We start from the raw sequence: 16,548 nt of genomic DNA, 5'->3' as shown, positions 1-16,548 counted from the left end.
CCAGTGCTTCGTACCAGAATTCCTTGGCTTCAGCCCAGCGTGTCGCGTCGTACGCTGAACTTGTTGACTCTGACGTGATAGTCAGTCGCGCGCTCGAGTCCACCGGAGTCGGTCTCAAGCAAGACGAAGCGAAGGATTCGCTGTCCGTTTCAACAAGTCCGGACACCGTTCTGCTGGTAGTTACCGCTGAGAATGCGAATCCTGATCTTGCTGCCCGCTTGGCATCCGGAGTTTCACAGGCGCTTATTGAGTACGTTGAGGTACTGGAGGTGCCTAGCGCCGGCGGCGACCCTCTGGCCAAGTTGACTGTGGTCTCGCCTGCGACCGTAGATGACGCACCGGTCTCGCCCCGGTATGGTCGGACTGTGCTGATTGCCCTCACGCTGGGTATCTGTATGGGGATTGGCATTGTGGTACTCGTCGAGCGCGCAGATACTCGGATTCGGAGTGAGGACTCGGTCTTGGAGGTCACTGAGCTCCCTATCCTTGGCGACCTTCCCGATGACCCTGCGGTCGACCGAAACGTGGTTAATTTCGGTGTGGGCGGTAGCCCAGCGGCAGAAGCCTTCCGCCATTTGCGGACAAATCTGTCTTTCATGGACGTGGACTCACCCGCGCGGATGATTGCTGTAACAAGTCCGAGTCCGGGTGATGGCAAAACCACTGTCGCGCTGAATCTTGCCGCCTCATTGGCGGAGGCCGGGCATTCGGTCCTGCTCGTGGACGCCGATTTGCGGAACCCGAGCGTGGCCGGCAGGGTCAATCTCACAGGTTCAGTGGGTTTGACGACGATCCTTTCAACAGGAGCGACCCTCACTGACTGCATACAGCATTCATCGGTCGCAGGTCTCGACGTGCTGCCGAGCGGTCCAATCGCGCCGAATCCTGCCGAGTTGCTGGGTTCGAGAAAGGCGAGCGACGTATTCGGGTCGCTTCGGGACTCGTTTGAGTACGTAGTTGTTGATACGCCTCCGTGCTTGCCCGTTACGGATGCACAGGTGGTATCGCGTCTTGTTGATGGCGTGCTGGTTGTCGTTCGTATCGATAAGAGCGCGAAGCATGAACTGTCTGACACAACTCGTCAAATGGATACGGCTGGAGTGCATGCAATGGGCGTTGTGATTAATGGGACACCGGTTCGTCAGAGTCCCTACCGATTTAGGTATTACGGCGTTAACGTAGAAAACAACGCTGACGATATGTCGGTCGATAAGGTCGGCACGTCTTCTGCGTCGTAATATCCGTGCGCGCTCCTTGGCCGGGTCCTCTGCGCGCACGCTTGGGTGATTCTCACTCGTCGTCGATTGTGGTGAATGTGGACTTGGACGACGCGATGTATTCGGGTTGGCTTCGGTCTCGTGTCCTCAATGACGCGTTCGTGGTTGCTTTGGCGAAACTGGTAGCAGTACCGAGCCTGGAACGAGCTCGATCAGGGAATCGCCATGATCTGAACACGTCTTGTGAGCGCGCTAGTGTTGTTCGTCATTATTTCGGTGGGCCGTGCGCGCGGTCTGGTTCCGGGCACTGTCACGCGGCGTGGGTCTCAGGTCCTCTGAGAAGTGTGCTTCGAGGTCTGTTGGCGGAGTCGGTGCTAGTGAAGCGCACCCATTTGGTTTTCGAGTTCTCGAGACTATGGAACTACTCGAGGCACCACCCGCCTGAGTTTCTGGCAGAGGCGTGCGCAATTTCATAGACCTTGGAGCCGATGCCGAGCTCTGGGAAGTCGATGCAGTTCGTCAGGTCGCCGGTGGACACAAGATCGCGGACGGATGTTGCGGCGGTGACACCGCAACGCCAGAGTGATGGCGGTGTGTGCCGCGGAACTCGACAGGCCGGGATGAGGTGGTCGCGTTCACCGGTGCCCATTGCGATCCTTTCGCGTTGAGTCCATTCTGTAGCACTACCGTGCGACGGTGTGGGATTCGCGTCGCGGAGTTTACGACGGGCCCGAACTCATTCCAGAGACGACAGGTGCTCGAAGGTGATGGCTGGGATGGCGGATGCGGCCACGTCGAACGGTTCCACGGTTTTGGTGACGGGGCGGTGGGCGTAGCAGCCCTCGTAGTGGGCCTCGTCGAGGACGACCTCGCCGGGTGCGGCCAGCAGATGTTCGGCGACCACCTCGCCCGAGGCGGGTTCGGCGACCAGGAGCCGCGCACCGTCCTGGATGAGGGTCACGGTGGTGCCGACGGGCCGAGGCGTACCGGATACAGGAGAGGCGGTCGACCTTGTGGGTGACCGGTAGTGGACATACCTGAGCCCGCAGAGATGGCAACGTCCACAAGACTTCTCGTTCTACATCGAGCTGGTTGACGGGCACGCACAGTGTGTCGCTGTGGCGGCGGGTGTTGACCTCGCCACCAATCCCGCGCGGCCCGGTTCGCAGTATGCACATCTAGCTGCACGTCGTCACGGCCAGTGCCGGATCTTGGCTTCGGTCCACAATGGTCGCGCCAGATCAGACTGCGCGTAACCGCACAGGTTCTCCACGATCCCCTTCGACTCCGGATCGGCGCCGTGACAGAAATCCGGGGCGAACTCGTAGTGGGTGGCATACCGCACATACATGGGCGTTGGTACGACGACGTTCGCGACGACTCCAACCTTGAGGCAGCCCATCCGATCAGCAAGCACCTTGTCAGGCACTCCACCAATCTCCTCGAAGGCTTCGGCGATGAATCCGATTGTGGTGGTGGCTGTTTCGTTAGTGGCGAACCGCACGAACCGCCACCGGGAACGCCAACATCGCGCAGCACATGTGCACCCCGCCGATCACGGCCCAATCGATGACGAGGTAGTCGCCCGGTGCCCACACTGCCGGGCGGCGGCCATGACGATGCCCACGACGCCACTGTGTTTCTCGTGGGCGCCGGACGACGGAATTTCCGGGCCGAACCCGAATAGCCTGTCGTCGCGCTACCCGCAGCAGGCGCTTGGTGGTGATCCGGCCGTGTGACCGCTCGACTCGCTCAGCAACCAGCTGGGCCACAGCATTGTAGTTCCGGGAGTTGCGGGAGTTGCGGGCCCGTTCCTTACGATCTGGTGGCTGATCGTCGGCGTCGAACTGGTCCACCACACGTTTGACGGTCTTGTGGGTGGTACCGCACACCTCGGGTGCGGCGCGATAGCTTCCGAGTTCTCGGTAAGCAGAAATGATGTCCATACGGTCCTTCGCAGCCTTCCATGACCGGGCGGTGATGGTTATCGGGAGATGTCGTCGTCTGCGGCTGTGGTTCGCATTGCGAAACACATTGGGAATCAATGTCATACGATCGGGTGATCGTGGTTGTAGTTTGTCTGGCCGAACCGGGCGAGATGGCGCGCGATGGGTGAAGATAGGGCCCTGTAAGTGATCTCGTCCATGTCGGACGATTGCTGGGGGGACTGAATGACCACGCCGACCACGCCGCATCGCGGCGTCCGTTCACTACGGCCACAGAAGGCAGCTACTGCTCCGAAACGCCGTGACATTCAGGGTATTCGGATGATCGCGGTCTTGTTTGTTCTGATCTGGCACGCTGGTGTTCCATTCCTGCCAGGTGGGTTCGTCGGCGTCGACGTCTTCTTCGTCGTGTCCGGATTTCTGATGACCAGGATTCTGTATCGCGAGCTGTCGACGAGTCAGTCGCAAGAGGTGTCGGTCGGAGCCTTCTATGCTCGCCGCGCCCGGCGACTTGTTCCCGCGAGCGTCGCAGTCCTAGTTGCGATCGCTGTAGGTACCGTCCTGGTGCTACCGGTCTCGCGTTGGTGGAACACCGGTTTCGACATCCTCAACGCGGGCGTCTATATCGTGAACTGGCGGCTGGCGGACCGATCGGTTGAATACCTGTCCCAGGACTCCGCTCCGAGCCCGGTCCAACATTTCTGGTCGCTATCGATCGAAGAGCAGTACTACATAGTCCTGCCAGTCCTACTTGCCCTCATCGGTGGTGCTGTAGCTCGAAATCGTCTGCACAGTGCGGTGGTATGGCTGACGGCTATTGCGTTCACCCTCTCGTTGGGTTGGTCAATCTACTACTCGGAAGTGGCATCCGGCCCCGCCTACTTCGTCACGACGACCCGGATCTGGGAGCTCGCGCTGGGTGGACTCGTCGCCCTCACCGCCGTACATCTCGCGCGTGTGCCGTCTTTGGTCGGCGCGACGCTCACCTGGGCGGGCTTCGCCATGATTCTGGCGACGGGGTTCCTACTCGCCGCCGATGACTTACCGTTCCCCGGCTACATTGCTCTCGTACCAACCGTGGGGACCGCACTCATGCTCGCGTTCGGCGACAACGCCGGCGGGCGTGGCGCTGAACTGGTGCTGCGATCGAAGCCCGTTCAGTACATCGGCGATCTCTCGTACTCGCTGTACTTGTGGCACTGGCCGTTCGTCGTGATCGGCGGGTACTGGATCACGGAGGGCCTCCGTCCCGTCACCGTCAGGGAGGGTGTGATCCTCGTCGCGGCATCGGCGATCCCAGCATGGCTGTCGTACCGGTTCGTCGAGCAACCCTTTCGCGACATGAAGTCCCTCACCTCCTCGACGCTCGCGTCCCTCCGGATGGCGGTCATTGGTATCGCCATCACGGTTATCGTGGGCATTCTGGTTGCAACCGCCAACCCGGCAGCGCGTCCAACAACTGCAGCCCCGCTGCCTCCGGTCATCGCAAGCGGTGCAACCGGCACGGGCCCGTCGATCGGTTTACCGTCGACGAAAATGGTTAAGGCTACGCCGATGGGTGCGATGCTCCTGGGAGCGGACCCGTCGGCCAGCCCTGAAGGACGGGTGGTCGATTCCGTTACGAGAATCCGCCCGACAGCGATTGCGGCGCAGCAGGATAACCCCCCGGTGTATGCGAACGAATGCCACGTCGAGCAAAGTGAAGTACGGGTCAAGACCTGCACTTTCGGAGACCGGCGGGGGACGGTGACCGCGGCGATCGTTGGAGACTCGCACGCGGCCCAGTGGGTCAATGCACTGGATTATGTTGCGGTCGAACGAAAGTGGAAACTGCAGTCGTACACGAAATCGTCGTGCCCGCTGTTCGACGGAACTATCAAGCTGAAAGAGTCCCCATACCGGGAGTGCCGTCAGTGGAACAACGCGTTGCTCGCCGAGCTGACCGGGCCGCAGAAGCCCGATATCGCGTTTATCTCCAACCTGGATCACTCTACGATCGACAAGACTATGGCCGATGGTCTGGCTTCGGCGTGGAGGAAACTGAGTGACGCCGGCGTGAAGGTTGTGATACTGCAGGACACTCCACGTTCGAAGCTCGATGTGCCTCCGGAGTGCGTTGCTACCCATGTGGAGTCGCTCAGCTCATGCGCCACTCCGCGCAACGCGGCAATCACGTATCAAGGCCGGAGTCAACGCGAAGCCGCGGGCGTGGTGCCGGGTGTAGTCGTCGTGGACATGACCGACTGGATCTGTCCTGGCGACCAGTGCCCGGTCGTGATCGGCGGAGTGTTGATATACCGCGACAAAACCCACATGACGGCGACATACTCGGCGTCGTTGGGTCCGATCCTGAATCAGCGTCTGGGTTCGGCCGTCTCGTAGTTCGAGAGGCCACCGCGTCCAGCCTGTCCAGTTCGGCGGCGAGCCGCGCCGGGAATCGGGCGACTTGGCGGTTGAGACGGTGATCGGTTCCACCTGGACCGGGTTGAGGTGCTCCCCGTCGTCGGCGACCACGGCGGCATAGGCACCTACCTGGACGAGTCGGTGCCATGCCGAGGCGTACATTCCTATCGTGCGGGCTGTGGTGAGCAGCGCATTGAGTTCGGTGATGACGTCGGTGGCGTCAGCGATTGCCGACTGACGGGTGAAGCTCCAGTCACCCGAGTTCGACTTGAGCTTGATGACGCCGGAATGGGCGTAGATCACTGCGCCACCGGACGAGCCACCGGTGCCCAAGGTGGCGGCGTGGCCCACCGCCCAAAGCCGAGGCCCGGTGCCGGGTGTGACATCGATACGCAGGTTGGCGTCGGCCTGCAGTTCGGGGCGGCCCTGATGACGCCGGTGCCCTGCCGGTAGAGGTTGTAGTCGAGAGTGTCGGTGGGGTGTGCTGCCCCACTTCATGCTTCCCGCCATCGCCGAGCGGCAACTGTTGATCAGCGAGCTACCCGTCGTGATGCGCAGGGCGGCTTGACGGTGCCGTTCAGGCAGTCGTGAAATGCGGCTGGACCGGCGGCGTCGAGGTGACCGCCGGATCCGTGCGGTACCCGTCGTCGGTCTTCGATCAGTGCGCCGTCGCATGCGCCGGATCCGGCGGGGCGACCGGTAACGAACGTGACGTATCCGGTGGCGCGGTCGCAGAGCATGAACACCCATCGCGGTCCTGCGCCCGGCAGTGGCGGACAGCGAACCGGGCCGCCCGATGGAACCGTTGTCCGGCGGGGTGCCGTCCTTGAAGTCCAGATCTCGTCCATCAGGCCCGACGTCGAGGCCATCGGGAGCTGGTAGTCGATCATCAACTTGGCGCGAGAGTCCGGTGCAGACCGCGGAAATCCCGGCATTGGGATGGGGATGTGGCGCGGAAGGAGTGCCCCCACCAGGGCTCGAACCTGGGACCTGCGGATTAAAAGTCCGTAGCTCTACCAACTGAGCTATAGGGGCGTGCCCCGGCTAGCCGGGGCGTCGACGAGTTTACAGCTTCCTCCAGCTGTCCGAGCGGGGGCCTACACGTGTGTCGCGAGGGCGCACGAGCTATCCGCAACCGGCTACCGGCACGTGCGTCGCGCAGCTGCGCGCAACGCTCCGAACAAGGGTCTCCACGCGTCCTGCGCAGATGCACCAAAAATGGCCGTTTTAGGCCCCTGACCACACGATTTGTGGTTTGCTCGAAACGTGTCATAAGCTATGCGAGCTCCCAGCGGAGAAGCGAGACCGGCCCCCTTCGTCTAGCGGCCTAGGACGCCGCCCTTTCAAGGCGGTAGCGCGGGTTCGAATCCCGTAGGGGGTACGCCTGGACGGCACTCGGTAACGAGAGTCGGACAGAACAATTAAACAAGGCCCTGTGGCGCAGTTGGTTAGCGCGCCGCCCTGTCACGGCGGAGGTCGCGGGTTCGAGTCCCGTCAGGGTCGCCAAAAGATGACCGGCGCATTCGGTTTACCGGATGCGCCGGTTGTCTTAGGGCCAGGTAGCTCAGTTGGTACGAGCGTCCGCCTGAAAAGCGGAAGGTCGTCGGTTCGATCCCGACTCTGGCCACCACGAAAACCTCCCGGTTCCTCCGGGAGGTTTTTCTGGTTCCCGGGGTCGGTGTCGGCCGTGCCGGTCACCGTTCGTCGGGGACCGCCGGCCCGGTGATCTCCACCACGCGGGCATCCAGGGCATCGGCCACCGCGTCGAGCTCGCCGTCGAACAGGTCCGCGTAGGTGTGGGCGGTCACCGTGATCGAGGCATGGCCCATCGCCACCTGCAGCAGCCGCAGATCGGCGCCGGCGGCGCGGGCCAGACTCGCATAGGTGTGGCGCAGATCGTGGACCCGCAGCGTCGGATAGCCCAGCGCGGTGACCTGCTCGCGCCACCGCACCGCGCGCACCCAGTTCTCCCGGCTCAGCCGTGCTCCTCGCGGGGAGGTGACCGCCGGCGCGGTGCGGGGCCGGCCGTCGATGCGGGCCGCCAGCACCGGAACCAGGGATCGGGGGAGGGGTACGGTGCGAATCCCGGCCCGGCTCTTGGGTTTTCCGGTCATCAGCGTGCCGCCGACCTGGGTCATCGAGCGGCGGACCGCGATCCGCCGACGGACCAGGTCGACGTCGGCGACATTCAGGCCGGTGAGCTCACCCCAGCGCAACCCGGTGTAGGCGAGGATGCGCACGATGTCGCCCTGCGCGCCGCAACGGGTCGCCAGCTCGCCGACCTCGGCGTGGGTGAGATAGAGGTGCTCGGCGAGGTCCAGCGGCGGGAACACCGTGCGCTCCGCGGGGCTCTTCACCAGCAGACCGTCGGCGACGGCGTGCGCCAGGATCATCCGCAGCAGCGAATGCCGCCACCGCTTGGTGCGCGGCGAGCAGTCCATCGCGTTCACCCACGCCTGGATGGACTCCCGGTCGACCTTGGTCACCGGCCAGGTCCCGAACGCCGGGGCCACGTGCAGCCGCCAGTTGTCCTCGAAGCCGCGCCGGACCTTCGGTGTCACATCCTGGCGGGTGGCCAGCCAGGAGGCGTACATCGCCGACACCGGGACCGCGTCGCCGCGCCGGGGATCGAACACCACGCCCCGGGTGCGGGCGGTGATCGTCTCGGCCTCGAAGGCCCGCGCCTCGCGCAGCGTGCCGAACGCCTTGCTGCGGGTGTGGCCGTCGGGGAGGCGCCACGTCACCCGCCAGCGGGCCGCGCCCGAGCTCGTCCGGTACTTGGTGATGCTCATCGGCACAGCAGCTCGGTGGGGATGGCGATTCCTCCTGCACGTCTCGGGCCGGTCGGAGATGAGACGCACGCGGAGCGCCGCCGGTTCCCCTCGGTGGGGCTCCCGCCGGAGATCTCGGCCGCCAGCGGTTGCGAACTGCCACCGGACCAGCCAAGATCAACTGAATACAATTCTGTATGTAGTAGGAATCGACGGACCGGACGGGGACTTTCGTGGTGCAGGTGGCGATGGGCATGCCGTCCATCCGGACGGCGACGGCCGACGTGTCCGACCGGCCCCTGGTCGACACCCTCGTCGACCGGTTCGGCCGGGTCGCACGGGACCTGCGGGTGTCGATCACCGAGAAGTGTTCGCTGCGGTGCACCTACTGCATGCCCGCCGAGGGCCTGCCCGCCATTCCCCGTGACCGGCTCCTCGACGCCGGTGAACTCGTCCGCCTGGTGGGGATCGCGGTCAACAAGCTCGGCGTGCAGGAGGTGCGCTTCACCGGCGGCGAACCGCTGATGCGCCGCGACCTCGAGGACATCATCCGCGGCTGCGTGCACGTCGCACCGCATGTGCCGCTGGCCATCACGAGCAACGCCGTCGGACTGGAACACCGCGCGCAAGGTCTGGCGCTGGCCGGCCTCACCCGCATCAACATCTCCCTCGACACCGTCGACCGGGACCATTTCGCGGCCCTGACGCGCCGTGACCGCCTCGATTCGGTCCTCGCGGGCATCCGGGCCGCCAAAACGTTCATCGGGCGCGTGAAGGTCAATGCGGTCCTCATGCCCGACACCCTCGACGGGGCCGCGGATCTCCTGCAGTGGTGCCTCGACGAGGGCGTCGAATTGCGGTTCATCGAACAGATGCCCCTCGACGCCGACCAGACGTGGACCCGCGATCAGATGGTGTCGGCGCAGGAGTTGCTCGACGTCCTCGGCGCGCGGTTCACGCTGACCCCGACCGGTCGGGAAGACCCGTCCGCGCCGGCCGAACAGTGGCTCGTCGACGGCGGACCCGCCACGGTGGGCATCATTGCCTCGGTCACCCGGTCGTTCTGCTCGGACTGCGACCGCACCCGGCTCACCGCCGAGGGCACCGTCCGGTCGTGTCTGTTCAGCGACGACGAGACCGACCTGCGGGCGGCGTTGCGCGGCAACGCCTCCGACGACGACATCGCCGATCTGTGGCGTGGCGCCATGTGGAACAAATGGGCCGGACACGGAGTCGCAGCAGCGGACTTCGTTCCCCCGCAACGGAGTATGGGAGCAATCGGTGGCTGACGGCACGAAAGCGGTTGAGGTGCGCTACTTCGCGGCGGCGGAGGCGGTCACCGGGATCCGGTCGGAGGTCGTGCACCTGACCGCCCGCGCGGATCTGCGCGAACTGCGCACCGTGCTCGTCGACCGGCACGGCCCGGACCTGGGTCGCATCCTCGCGGTGGCGGGCTACCTGCTCGGCCCCGCTGCCGACGGCCGGGGCGATGGCGAGTTCACCCGCGAGCTGTCGACGAAGGTCGGCGCCCGCGTCGACGTGATGCCCCCGTTCGCCGGGGGCTAGACGCGCCTGCGGGACAGGCGTACCCGTAGAACAGACGCCCGGGGAAATAGGACCGTACCCGACGGTCGACCGTGCCGGGAACAGTCAGACCCGAAATGGCCACGGCACCAAGTTGCTTCACCCGAGAATGGATTCTGCCCCCGGGGACAAACACACCCGGGGGCAGAAGGTTCACGAGCCGGCTCAGCCGGCGGTGGGGAAGAGCCGGCTCAGCCGGCGGTGAGCGCGGGCACCACGGATCGGTGGATCGGTCCGTCGACGCGGCCGAGCGGGCTGCCGGTGCCGCCGCGGCGCTGGGCGATGATCTCGGCCAGGATCGAGATCGCGGTCTCCTCTGGGGTCACCGCACCCAGATCCAGGCCGATGGGGGAGGACAGGCGGGCGAGTTCGTCGTCGGTGACCCCGGCGGCGCGCAGCCGGGCGAGACGATCGTGGTGGGTGCGGCGGCTGCCCATCGCGCCGACATAGCCGGCGCCGGAACGCAGCGCGACCGTCAGCGCCGGCACGTCGAACTTGGGATCGTGGGTCAGCACACAGATCAGCGTCGACGCCGAGATGGTTTGTGATTCCAGGTAGGTGTGCGGCCACATGGTGACGACCTCGTCGGCCTCGGGGAACCGTTCGGGGGTCGCGAACACCGGCCGGGCGTCGCAGAGGGTCACCCGGTAGCCGAGGGCCTTGGCCGAGCGGATGAGGGCGCGGGAGAAGTCGACGGCGCCGAACACCATCAGGTGCGGCGGCTGCGCGGTCGACGAGATCAGCACGCTGACATCGGATTCGAGGCAGTTGCCGGTGACGCCCATGTCGACGGTGACCGCCGAGCCTGCCTCGAGATGGCGGCGGGCCTGCTTGATGACCTCGGCGTCGAGGAGGGGATTGCCGAGGGTGCCGGCGACCTGGTCGCCGACGGTGACGATCGTGCGGCCCTGGAGCTCACCCGCGGAGACGATGGTGGCCACGGAGACCGGCACGGTCTCGGGCAGCGGGTCGGCGACGGCCGACAGGCCCGGCAGGTCGGCGCGTCCGGCGGGGTGGACGAGGACGCGCATCGAGCCGCCGCACATCAGGCCGATGGAGCCGGCCTCGTCGTCGTCGATGGCGTAGGTGCGGATGACCGGCACCCGGGTGTCGAGGACGTCGAGGGCCTCGTGGAAGATGTCGCTTTCGACGCAGCCGCCGGAAATGCTTCCGGCGACTGCGCCGTCGCGGGAGACGGCCATGATGCTGCCGACGGGGAGCGGTATCGATCCCTGCGAGGAGATGATGGTGGCGATCGCGCAGTCGATGTCTGCGTCATGCCACCGGGTGATCGTCCCCAGTACGTCGCGCATCATGGCCGAATCCCCTATCCGCGCTTGGTGAGACGGCCGAGGAGGAAGCCGAGGCCGAGGGTGACGAGCACTGCGGCGGCGACCTTAATGACCTTGTCGCGGTCGGGGCCCAGGACGCTGACGAGGTCCAGCGGCTCGGCCTCGGCCGGCTTGGCCGCGGTCTTCGGTGCCGACGCGGCCGCAGCGGGGGCCGCGGTGTCGGTGGAGGATGCAGCAGCCGGGGCGGCGGTCTCCTCGACGGCGGGGGCCGGCTCGTCGAACTGGGTGGCCAGGTTCTTGGCGAACTGGCCGACGATCTTGCCGCCGATGTCCTCCAGCGCGCCGCGACCGAACTGGGCCGGGCGGCCGGTGATCGCGAGGTCGGTCTCGACGAGAGCGTCGGTGTTGGCACCGTTCTCGGTCAGGGTGAGGGTGACGGTGGCGTTGACCGTGCCCGCGCCGCGGTTCTCCTTGCCGGCGCCCTCGATGACCAGGCGGTGCTTCTCGTCGTCGCGTTCGACGAAGCGGCCCTTCATCTTGTAGCTCATCTGGATGGCGCCGACCTTGACCTTCACCCGACCGGCGATGTCATCGCCTTCGAAGGAGTCCAGCGTGGCGCCGGGCATGCACGGGGCGACGCGCTCGGGATCGTTGAGGAACTTCCACGCCTCGTCGATTCCGGCCGGAACCGAGAAAGTGTTTTCGAGAATCATGTTGTCTGCCTTGCTTTTCTAGATGGTTGGTGCAAATCAGCGGGTCAGGCCGGCCTTGTCGAGCAGCGTCCACACCCGGGTCGGGGACATGGGCAGCGCGACCAGGTTCCCGGCGATCTCCGGGACGGCGTTCGCCACGGCGTTGGCGATGGCCGCGGGTGGCGGGATGGTGCCGCTCTCGCCGACACCCTTGTAGCCGCCCGGGGTGATCGCGCTCGGATGGACGGTGTGCTCCATCTCGATCTCGGGGATGTCTTCCGACGCCGGCAGCAGGTAGTCGAGGTAGGTGGTCGTCAGCGGCTGTCCCGCATCGGAGTACACGACCTCTTCCAGCAGTGCCGTGCCGAAGCCCATGGCGACGCCGCCGACGATCTGGCCTTCGACGATCATCGGGTTGACCAGCACACCGGCGTCGTGGACGAGCCAGTAGTTCTCGACGTCGACCTTGCCGGTGTCGAGGTCGACGGCGACCTGCGCGGCGTGGGTGGCGTAGCCGTAGGTGATGCTCGGCGGGTCGTACTCGCCGAGCTCCTCGAGGGCGATCTTGTCGCTGTCCCCGCGGCCCCAGCCCATCCAGCCGCGGTGGGCGACCTCCTGCCACGTCGCCGACGCCGAGCCGTCGAGGGTGGAGAACTTGTCCCCGTCGAAGGTGACGTTGTCGCGCTCGGTCTTGAGCGTGTTCGCGGCGAGCGTCTGGATGCGGTCGCGCAGCCGGGTGGCGGCGTCGAACAATGCCGGACCACCGATGGTCAGCGCGCGGCTGGCCTGCGAGGCCATGTTGGCGAACGGCGAGACCGCGGTGTCACCGAGCTGGACCGAGACGCGGTCGAGCGGGACCTCGAGCACGTCGGCGGCGATCTGCGCGAACGCCGTCTCGACGCCCTGACCGATCGCGGTCAGACCCGAGAACACCGTGACCGAACCGTCCTCGTTGACCCGGACCTTGCTGGAATCCCAGGTGCTCCAGTGGATTCCGAAGACCTCGGTGAGGGCGGTGGGGGCGAAGCCGGTGATCTCGGTGAACGAGGCGTAGCCGATGCCGCGACGCACCCGGTCGGTCGAGGTGACGTTCTTGCCCGCGGCCATCTCCACCGCACGCTGCAGGGACTCCGGGTAGTCACCGGAGTCATACGGCATCTGCAGACGCGTGACGAACGGCAGCTCCTCCTCGGTGAGCATGTTCCGGCGACGCAGTTCCACCGGATCGATGCCCATCACGCGGGCGGCCTCGTCCACCAGGCGCTCACGCACGTAGGTGGCCTCCTGCATGCCGTAGCCGCGGTAGGCGCCGGTCGGGACGGCGTTGGTGTACCACGCGGTCACCGTCGCGCCGGCGGCGTCGGCGTACTTGTAGGGGCCCTCGACCATCAGACCCGACACCTGGAAGGGTCCGGTGCCGCCGGTGCCGGTGCACGAGTGCGCGCCGACGTCGCCGTGCAGGTCGACGTGCAGGGCCAGGAACTTGCCGTCGGCGTCGAGGGCAAGACGAGCGCGGTCGAGCTGGCCGCGACCCTGGTAGCTGGACACCAGGGCCTCGGAGCGGTCCTCGATCCACTTGATCTTGGCGCCGAGGGTCTTGGCGGCCAGGCACACGAAGGCCTCGTCGGGGAAGAGCAGCGTCTTGAGGCCGAACGCGCCACCCACGTCGGGGGCGACGACGCGCACCTGGTCGGCGCGCAGGCGCAGCGCCTTGGCGACGTCCTGGCGGACCATGTGCGGCACCTGGGTGCTCGAATGGATGGTCATCTGCCCGGTCGCCGGAATCCACTCGGCGAGGATGCCGCGCGCTTCCATCGAGTTGTGGCTGATGCGGGGGATGGTGAACACCCGGTCGATGACCGTGTGCGCCTTGGCGAAGGCCTCTTCCAGGGCGTCGACGGGATCACCGAAGTGGATCTGGCCGACCTGGTTGGAGCCCAGTTCGGGATGCACCAGCGGGGCACCCTCGGCGCGGGCCTCCTCGATGGAGACGATGGCCTGGGTCTCCTCGAAGTCGAGCTCGATGAGTTCCAGGGCGTCCTCGGCGGCGGCGCGGCTCTCGGCGACGACGATGGCCAGCGGCTGGCCGACGTAGCGGATCTGCCGGTCGAACAGGACGAAGTCGACCTCCTGCTGGCCGGGGATGAGCCACGGCGCGGGCAGGGTGTCGAGGCCGGCCTCGAGCTCGTCGGGGCCGAGCACCAGGCGGACCGACGGTTCGGCCATCGCCTCGGTGGCGTCGAAGCCGGTGACGCGACCGGCGGCGATCGGGCTGCGCAGCACCGCGGCGTGCAGGGCGTCGGTGGCCTTGATGTCGTCGACGTACCAGCCCTGACCGGCGAGCATGCGGTCGTCCTGGACGCGGGCGACCGACGCGCCGATCAGTGAGTTCTGGTTGGTTTCCGTGGGGGTCATTCGGAGGCCTCCGTCCAGGTCTTGCGGATCGCCGAGCGGATGCCGGTGTAACCGGTGCAGCGGCAGACGTGTCCACCGAGAACCTCGGTCTCGGTGTCTTCGACCGTGCGCCCGCAACGCTGGGCCGCGGTCACGCTCATCAGGATGCCGGGGGTGCAGAAGCCACACTGCAGACCGTGCTCGTCCTTCATCGCCTTCTGGAAGCAGGACAGCTCGCCCGCCTCGGCCAGCGACTCGACGGTCTCGACCGTCGCGCCGTCGGCCTGCACGGCCAGCATCAGGCACGACCGGACCGGGGTGCCGTCGACCAGGATGGTGCAGGCGCCGCAGACACCCTGCTCGCAGCCGACATGGGTGCCGGTCAGGTCCTCGTCGTGGCGGAGGAAGTCACTCAGCAGAGTGCGGACCGGAACCGTTCTGGTGCACTCGGATCCGTTCAGCGTGAACGTGATCGACTTGGTCGGTTCGGTCATTTCTGCTCCTCGTCAAGCGTGGACAAAATACGACGGACGAGGGACCGGAGGAGTCCTCGCCGGTAGGCGGCGGTGCCGTGGATGTCGGTGGGCGGGTTGGCCTCACCGGCGGCCGCGGCCGCGGCGTCTTCGGTGGCCTCGGCGATGGACCGGCCGACGAGCGCGGCCTCGAGCGCGGGGAGGCGCTGCGGGATGTCGGCGACACCGGCGGCGGCGGCACGGGCGCTCGCCACGACGCCGTTGCGCACCGACAGGCCCAGGCACAGGCCGGCGAACGGGAAATCGCCCTGGCGGCGGGAGATCTCGTCGTAGACGAAGGTCATGCCGGCCTCGCGCGGGAAGTCCACCGAGACCAGCAGTTCATCGGCTTCCTTCGAGGTGGTGAAGGTCGACTCGAAGAACTCCTCGGCCGACACCGAGCGGGTGCCGGTCTTCGAGCGGAGGTTGATCGTCGCGCCGAGGGCGACGGCGACGGTGGGCATCTCCGCGGACGGATCGGCGTGGCTGAGCGTGCCGCCGATGGTGGTGCGGGCCCGGATCTGCGGGTGGGCGACGTAGGACGCTGCCGTCGCGAGGATCGGCAGGGCCGCGGCGACCTCGGCATCGTGCTCGATGGTGGCCAGACGGACGGTGGCACCAACGGTCACCTTGTCGGCGGACACGACGATGCCGTCGAGCCCGTCCACGCGGTTGATGTCGATGATGAGCTCGGGCCGGGCGAATCTCATGTTGAGCAGTGGCATCAGGCTCTGGCCGCCCGCCAGGAGCGATGCACCGTCCTGAGCATCGGACAGCAGATCGAGGACTTCTTCGATCGAGGAAGGGGCGACGTAGTCGAACGGAGGCGGTTTCATAGTGGGTCCCTCGCGTGTGTAGCGGTTCGTTTGGGCTGACTGGGGGAGCACTGCATGGGGCGGATCGGTCGAGAAGCGTTGTGACGACCGAACTTTGGGTGACCTAACTAAAGTGTATGTAGCTTTGGATACAGTTAGGATGCTGGCAAACCCCCGGCGGCGCAAGTCTTGGGCCGATATTCGTTCCGGAGGTATTCCGTCCGCGACAGACAAATTTGTGACGGGCGTGTAACAGAACTCGGCGCCCCCTTGCGGGGACCGCGAACTGTATGCAGACTCTGCATGCATCCAAAATTGTATTCAGTTACGAGGAGGTCTCCGGGTGGAAGACTCGCCGGCACCATCGAAGCCGCCGCTGTCCATTGCGGACCCGCGCCACATCGAGGCAGTCGATTTCTTGATGTTCGAGTGCGAACTGCTGGACGACTACAACGAGCGCGAGTGGCTCAGCACCATGGTCAGCCCGGACATCGTCTATCAGGTTCCCGTCCGCGAGACGGTCGAACGAGCTCGTGGCAAGGGTTTCACCGCGTCGACGTTCCACCTGAACGAGACGCTCGGCTCGCTCAACTCACGGGTGGCCCGTGGCGAGACGAAGTACGCGTGGGCTGAGGACCCGCCCTCGCGCGTGCGTCACTTCGTCTCCAACATCCGCACCCGGGAGCACGAAGACGGCGACCATCTGCTCCGCGTCAAGAGCAACGTGCTGATCTACCGCACGCGTCAGGAACAGACCACGCCGCAGATGCTGTCCGGCGAGCGTGACGACATCCTGCGTCGTGAGGACGGCCGGTGGCGCCTGCTCAAGCGGGTCGTCTACCTGGATCTGACCGTCATCGGTACGCACAACCTCTCCTTGTTCTTCTAGTTCTACTTCCCAGCTCTTCCAGCCCAGGAGCAT

14 protein-coding genes and 4 tRNA genes are annotated in these 16,548 nt (G+C 65.8%); 8 read left to right on the top strand and 10 right to left on the bottom strand.

Annotation, left to right across the window (positions count from 1 at the left end):
* The coding region (locus GONAM_RS22295) for a tyrosine-protein kinase domain-containing protein (protein ID WP_006865138.1) at window positions 1-1,238 on the top strand (1,238 nt) is incomplete at its 5' end.
* 715 nt (window positions 1,239-1,953) lie between these two features.
* Here GONAM_RS22295 and GONAM_RS22870 read toward each other — a convergent pair.
* The 3 genes from GONAM_RS22870 to GONAM_RS22860 form a co-directional block, all read right to left on the bottom strand.
* On the bottom strand, window positions 1,954-2,178 hold the full coding sequence (locus GONAM_RS22870) for a hypothetical protein (RefSeq protein ID WP_006865136.1): 225 nt from the start codon (window positions 2,176-2,178) through the stop codon (window positions 1,954-1,956).
* Between the two features lie 231 nt (window positions 2,179-2,409).
* A complete protein-coding gene (locus GONAM_RS22865; protein ID WP_245548555.1) occupies window positions 2,410-2,646 on the bottom strand; it encodes a hypothetical protein in 237 nt (78 codons plus the stop codon).
* Between the two features lie 58 nt (window positions 2,647-2,704).
* The gene (locus GONAM_RS22860; protein WP_006865134.1) at window positions 2,705-3,163 is read right to left on the bottom strand and encodes a hypothetical protein; all 459 of its coding nucleotides are present in this window, start codon (window positions 3,161-3,163) and stop codon (window positions 2,705-2,707) included.
* 225 nt (window positions 3,164-3,388) lie between these two features.
* Between GONAM_RS22860 and GONAM_RS02165 the strand changes: the two genes are divergently transcribed.
* Entirely contained in the window at window positions 3,389-5,545 is a 2,157-nt protein-coding gene (locus GONAM_RS02165) for an acyltransferase family protein (RefSeq protein ID WP_083876365.1), read from the top strand.
* A gap of 983 nt (window positions 5,546-6,528) precedes the next feature.
* Here the strand turns inward: GONAM_RS02165 and GONAM_RS02160 are convergent.
* Window positions 6,529-6,601 (bottom strand) — tRNA-Lys (locus tag GONAM_RS02160).
* A 273-nt stretch (window positions 6,602-6,874) separates the two neighbouring features.
* Between GONAM_RS02160 and GONAM_RS02155 the strand changes: the two genes are divergently transcribed.
* The 3 genes from GONAM_RS02155 to GONAM_RS02145 all read left to right on the top strand — a co-directional run bounded on the left by GONAM_RS02155 (window position 6,875) and on the right by GONAM_RS02145 (window position 7,196).
* A tRNA-Glu gene (locus GONAM_RS02155) sits at window positions 6,875-6,947 on the top strand.
* Between the two features lie 48 nt (window positions 6,948-6,995).
* A tRNA-Asp gene (locus tag GONAM_RS02150) sits at window positions 6,996-7,072 on the top strand.
* A 47-nt stretch (window positions 7,073-7,119) separates the two neighbouring features.
* Window positions 7,120-7,196: transfer RNA gene (locus GONAM_RS02145), tRNA-Phe, on the top strand.
* Window positions 7,197-7,260: 64 nt separating this feature from the next.
* Here the strand turns inward: GONAM_RS02145 and GONAM_RS02140 are convergent.
* Complete coding sequence (locus tag GONAM_RS02140) at window positions 7,261-8,358, bottom strand: tyrosine-type recombinase/integrase (RefSeq protein WP_006865131.1); 1,098 nt, start codon at window positions 8,356-8,358, stop codon at window positions 7,261-7,263.
* A 212-nt stretch (window positions 8,359-8,570) separates the two neighbouring features.
* Here GONAM_RS02140 and moaA point away from each other — a divergent pair, with 212 nt between their 5' ends.
* Window positions 8,571-9,626, top strand: coding sequence for a GTP 3',8-cyclase MoaA (gene moaA / locus GONAM_RS02135; RefSeq protein ID WP_006865130.1), 1,056 nt, complete (start codon window positions 8,571-8,573; stop codon window positions 9,624-9,626).
* Window positions 9,619-9,903: a MoaD/ThiS family protein gene (locus tag GONAM_RS02130; protein ID WP_006865129.1), complete on the top strand. Its 285-nt coding sequence runs from the start codon at window positions 9,619-9,621 to the stop codon at window positions 9,901-9,903. Before moaA ends, GONAM_RS02130 begins: the two co-directional genes overlap by 8 nt.
* 209 nt (window positions 9,904-10,112) lie before the next feature.
* Here GONAM_RS02130 and GONAM_RS02125 read toward each other — a convergent pair whose 3' ends face one another.
* From GONAM_RS02125 to GONAM_RS02105, 5 genes are read right to left on the bottom strand one after another with little or no spacing between them, the layout of a single operon-like run.
* Window positions 10,113-11,234 (bottom strand): XdhC family protein, encoded by a 1,122-nt coding sequence (locus GONAM_RS02125; protein WP_040535106.1) that lies wholly within the window; start codon window positions 11,232-11,234, stop codon window positions 10,113-10,115.
* A gap of 14 nt (window positions 11,235-11,248) precedes the next feature.
* Window positions 11,249-11,926 (bottom strand): SRPBCC family protein, encoded by a 678-nt coding sequence (locus tag GONAM_RS02120; protein WP_006865127.1) that lies wholly within the window; start codon window positions 11,924-11,926, stop codon window positions 11,249-11,251.
* Between the two features lie 36 nt (window positions 11,927-11,962).
* A complete protein-coding gene (locus GONAM_RS02115) occupies window positions 11,963-14,320 on the bottom strand; it encodes a xanthine dehydrogenase family protein molybdopterin-binding subunit (protein WP_006865126.1) in 2,358 nt (785 codons plus the stop codon).
* Window positions 14,317-14,793, bottom strand: a complete 477-nt coding sequence (locus tag GONAM_RS02110; RefSeq protein WP_006865125.1) for a (2Fe-2S)-binding protein — start codon at window positions 14,791-14,793, stop codon at window positions 14,317-14,319. Before GONAM_RS02110 ends, GONAM_RS02115 begins: the two co-directional genes overlap by 4 nt.
* Window positions 14,790-15,647 carry an FAD binding domain-containing protein gene (locus GONAM_RS02105; RefSeq protein WP_006865124.1) on the bottom strand — a complete coding sequence of 286 codons (858 nt, stop codon included), beginning with the start codon at window positions 15,645-15,647 and terminating at the stop codon, window positions 14,790-14,792. The genes GONAM_RS02110 and GONAM_RS02105 overlap by 4 nt, the downstream gene beginning before the upstream one ends.
* A gap of 322 nt (window positions 15,648-15,969) precedes the next feature.
* On the opposite strand from GONAM_RS02105, the gene GONAM_RS02100 reads away from it, so the two are divergent.
* Window positions 15,970-16,515, top strand: coding sequence for an aromatic-ring-hydroxylating dioxygenase subunit beta (locus GONAM_RS02100; protein WP_006865123.1), 546 nt, complete (start codon window positions 15,970-15,972; stop codon window positions 16,513-16,515).
* The last annotated feature ends 33 nt before the right edge of the window (window positions 16,516-16,548 follow it).

Origin of the sequence: Gordonia namibiensis NBRC 108229, assembly GCF_000298235.1 — a bacterium.
Classification (GTDB): domain Bacteria; phylum Actinomycetota; class Actinomycetes; order Mycobacteriales; family Mycobacteriaceae; genus Gordonia; species Gordonia namibiensis.
Note: the sequence above shows the minus strand (reverse complement) of the source record. Positions and strands in the feature narration are given on the sequence as shown.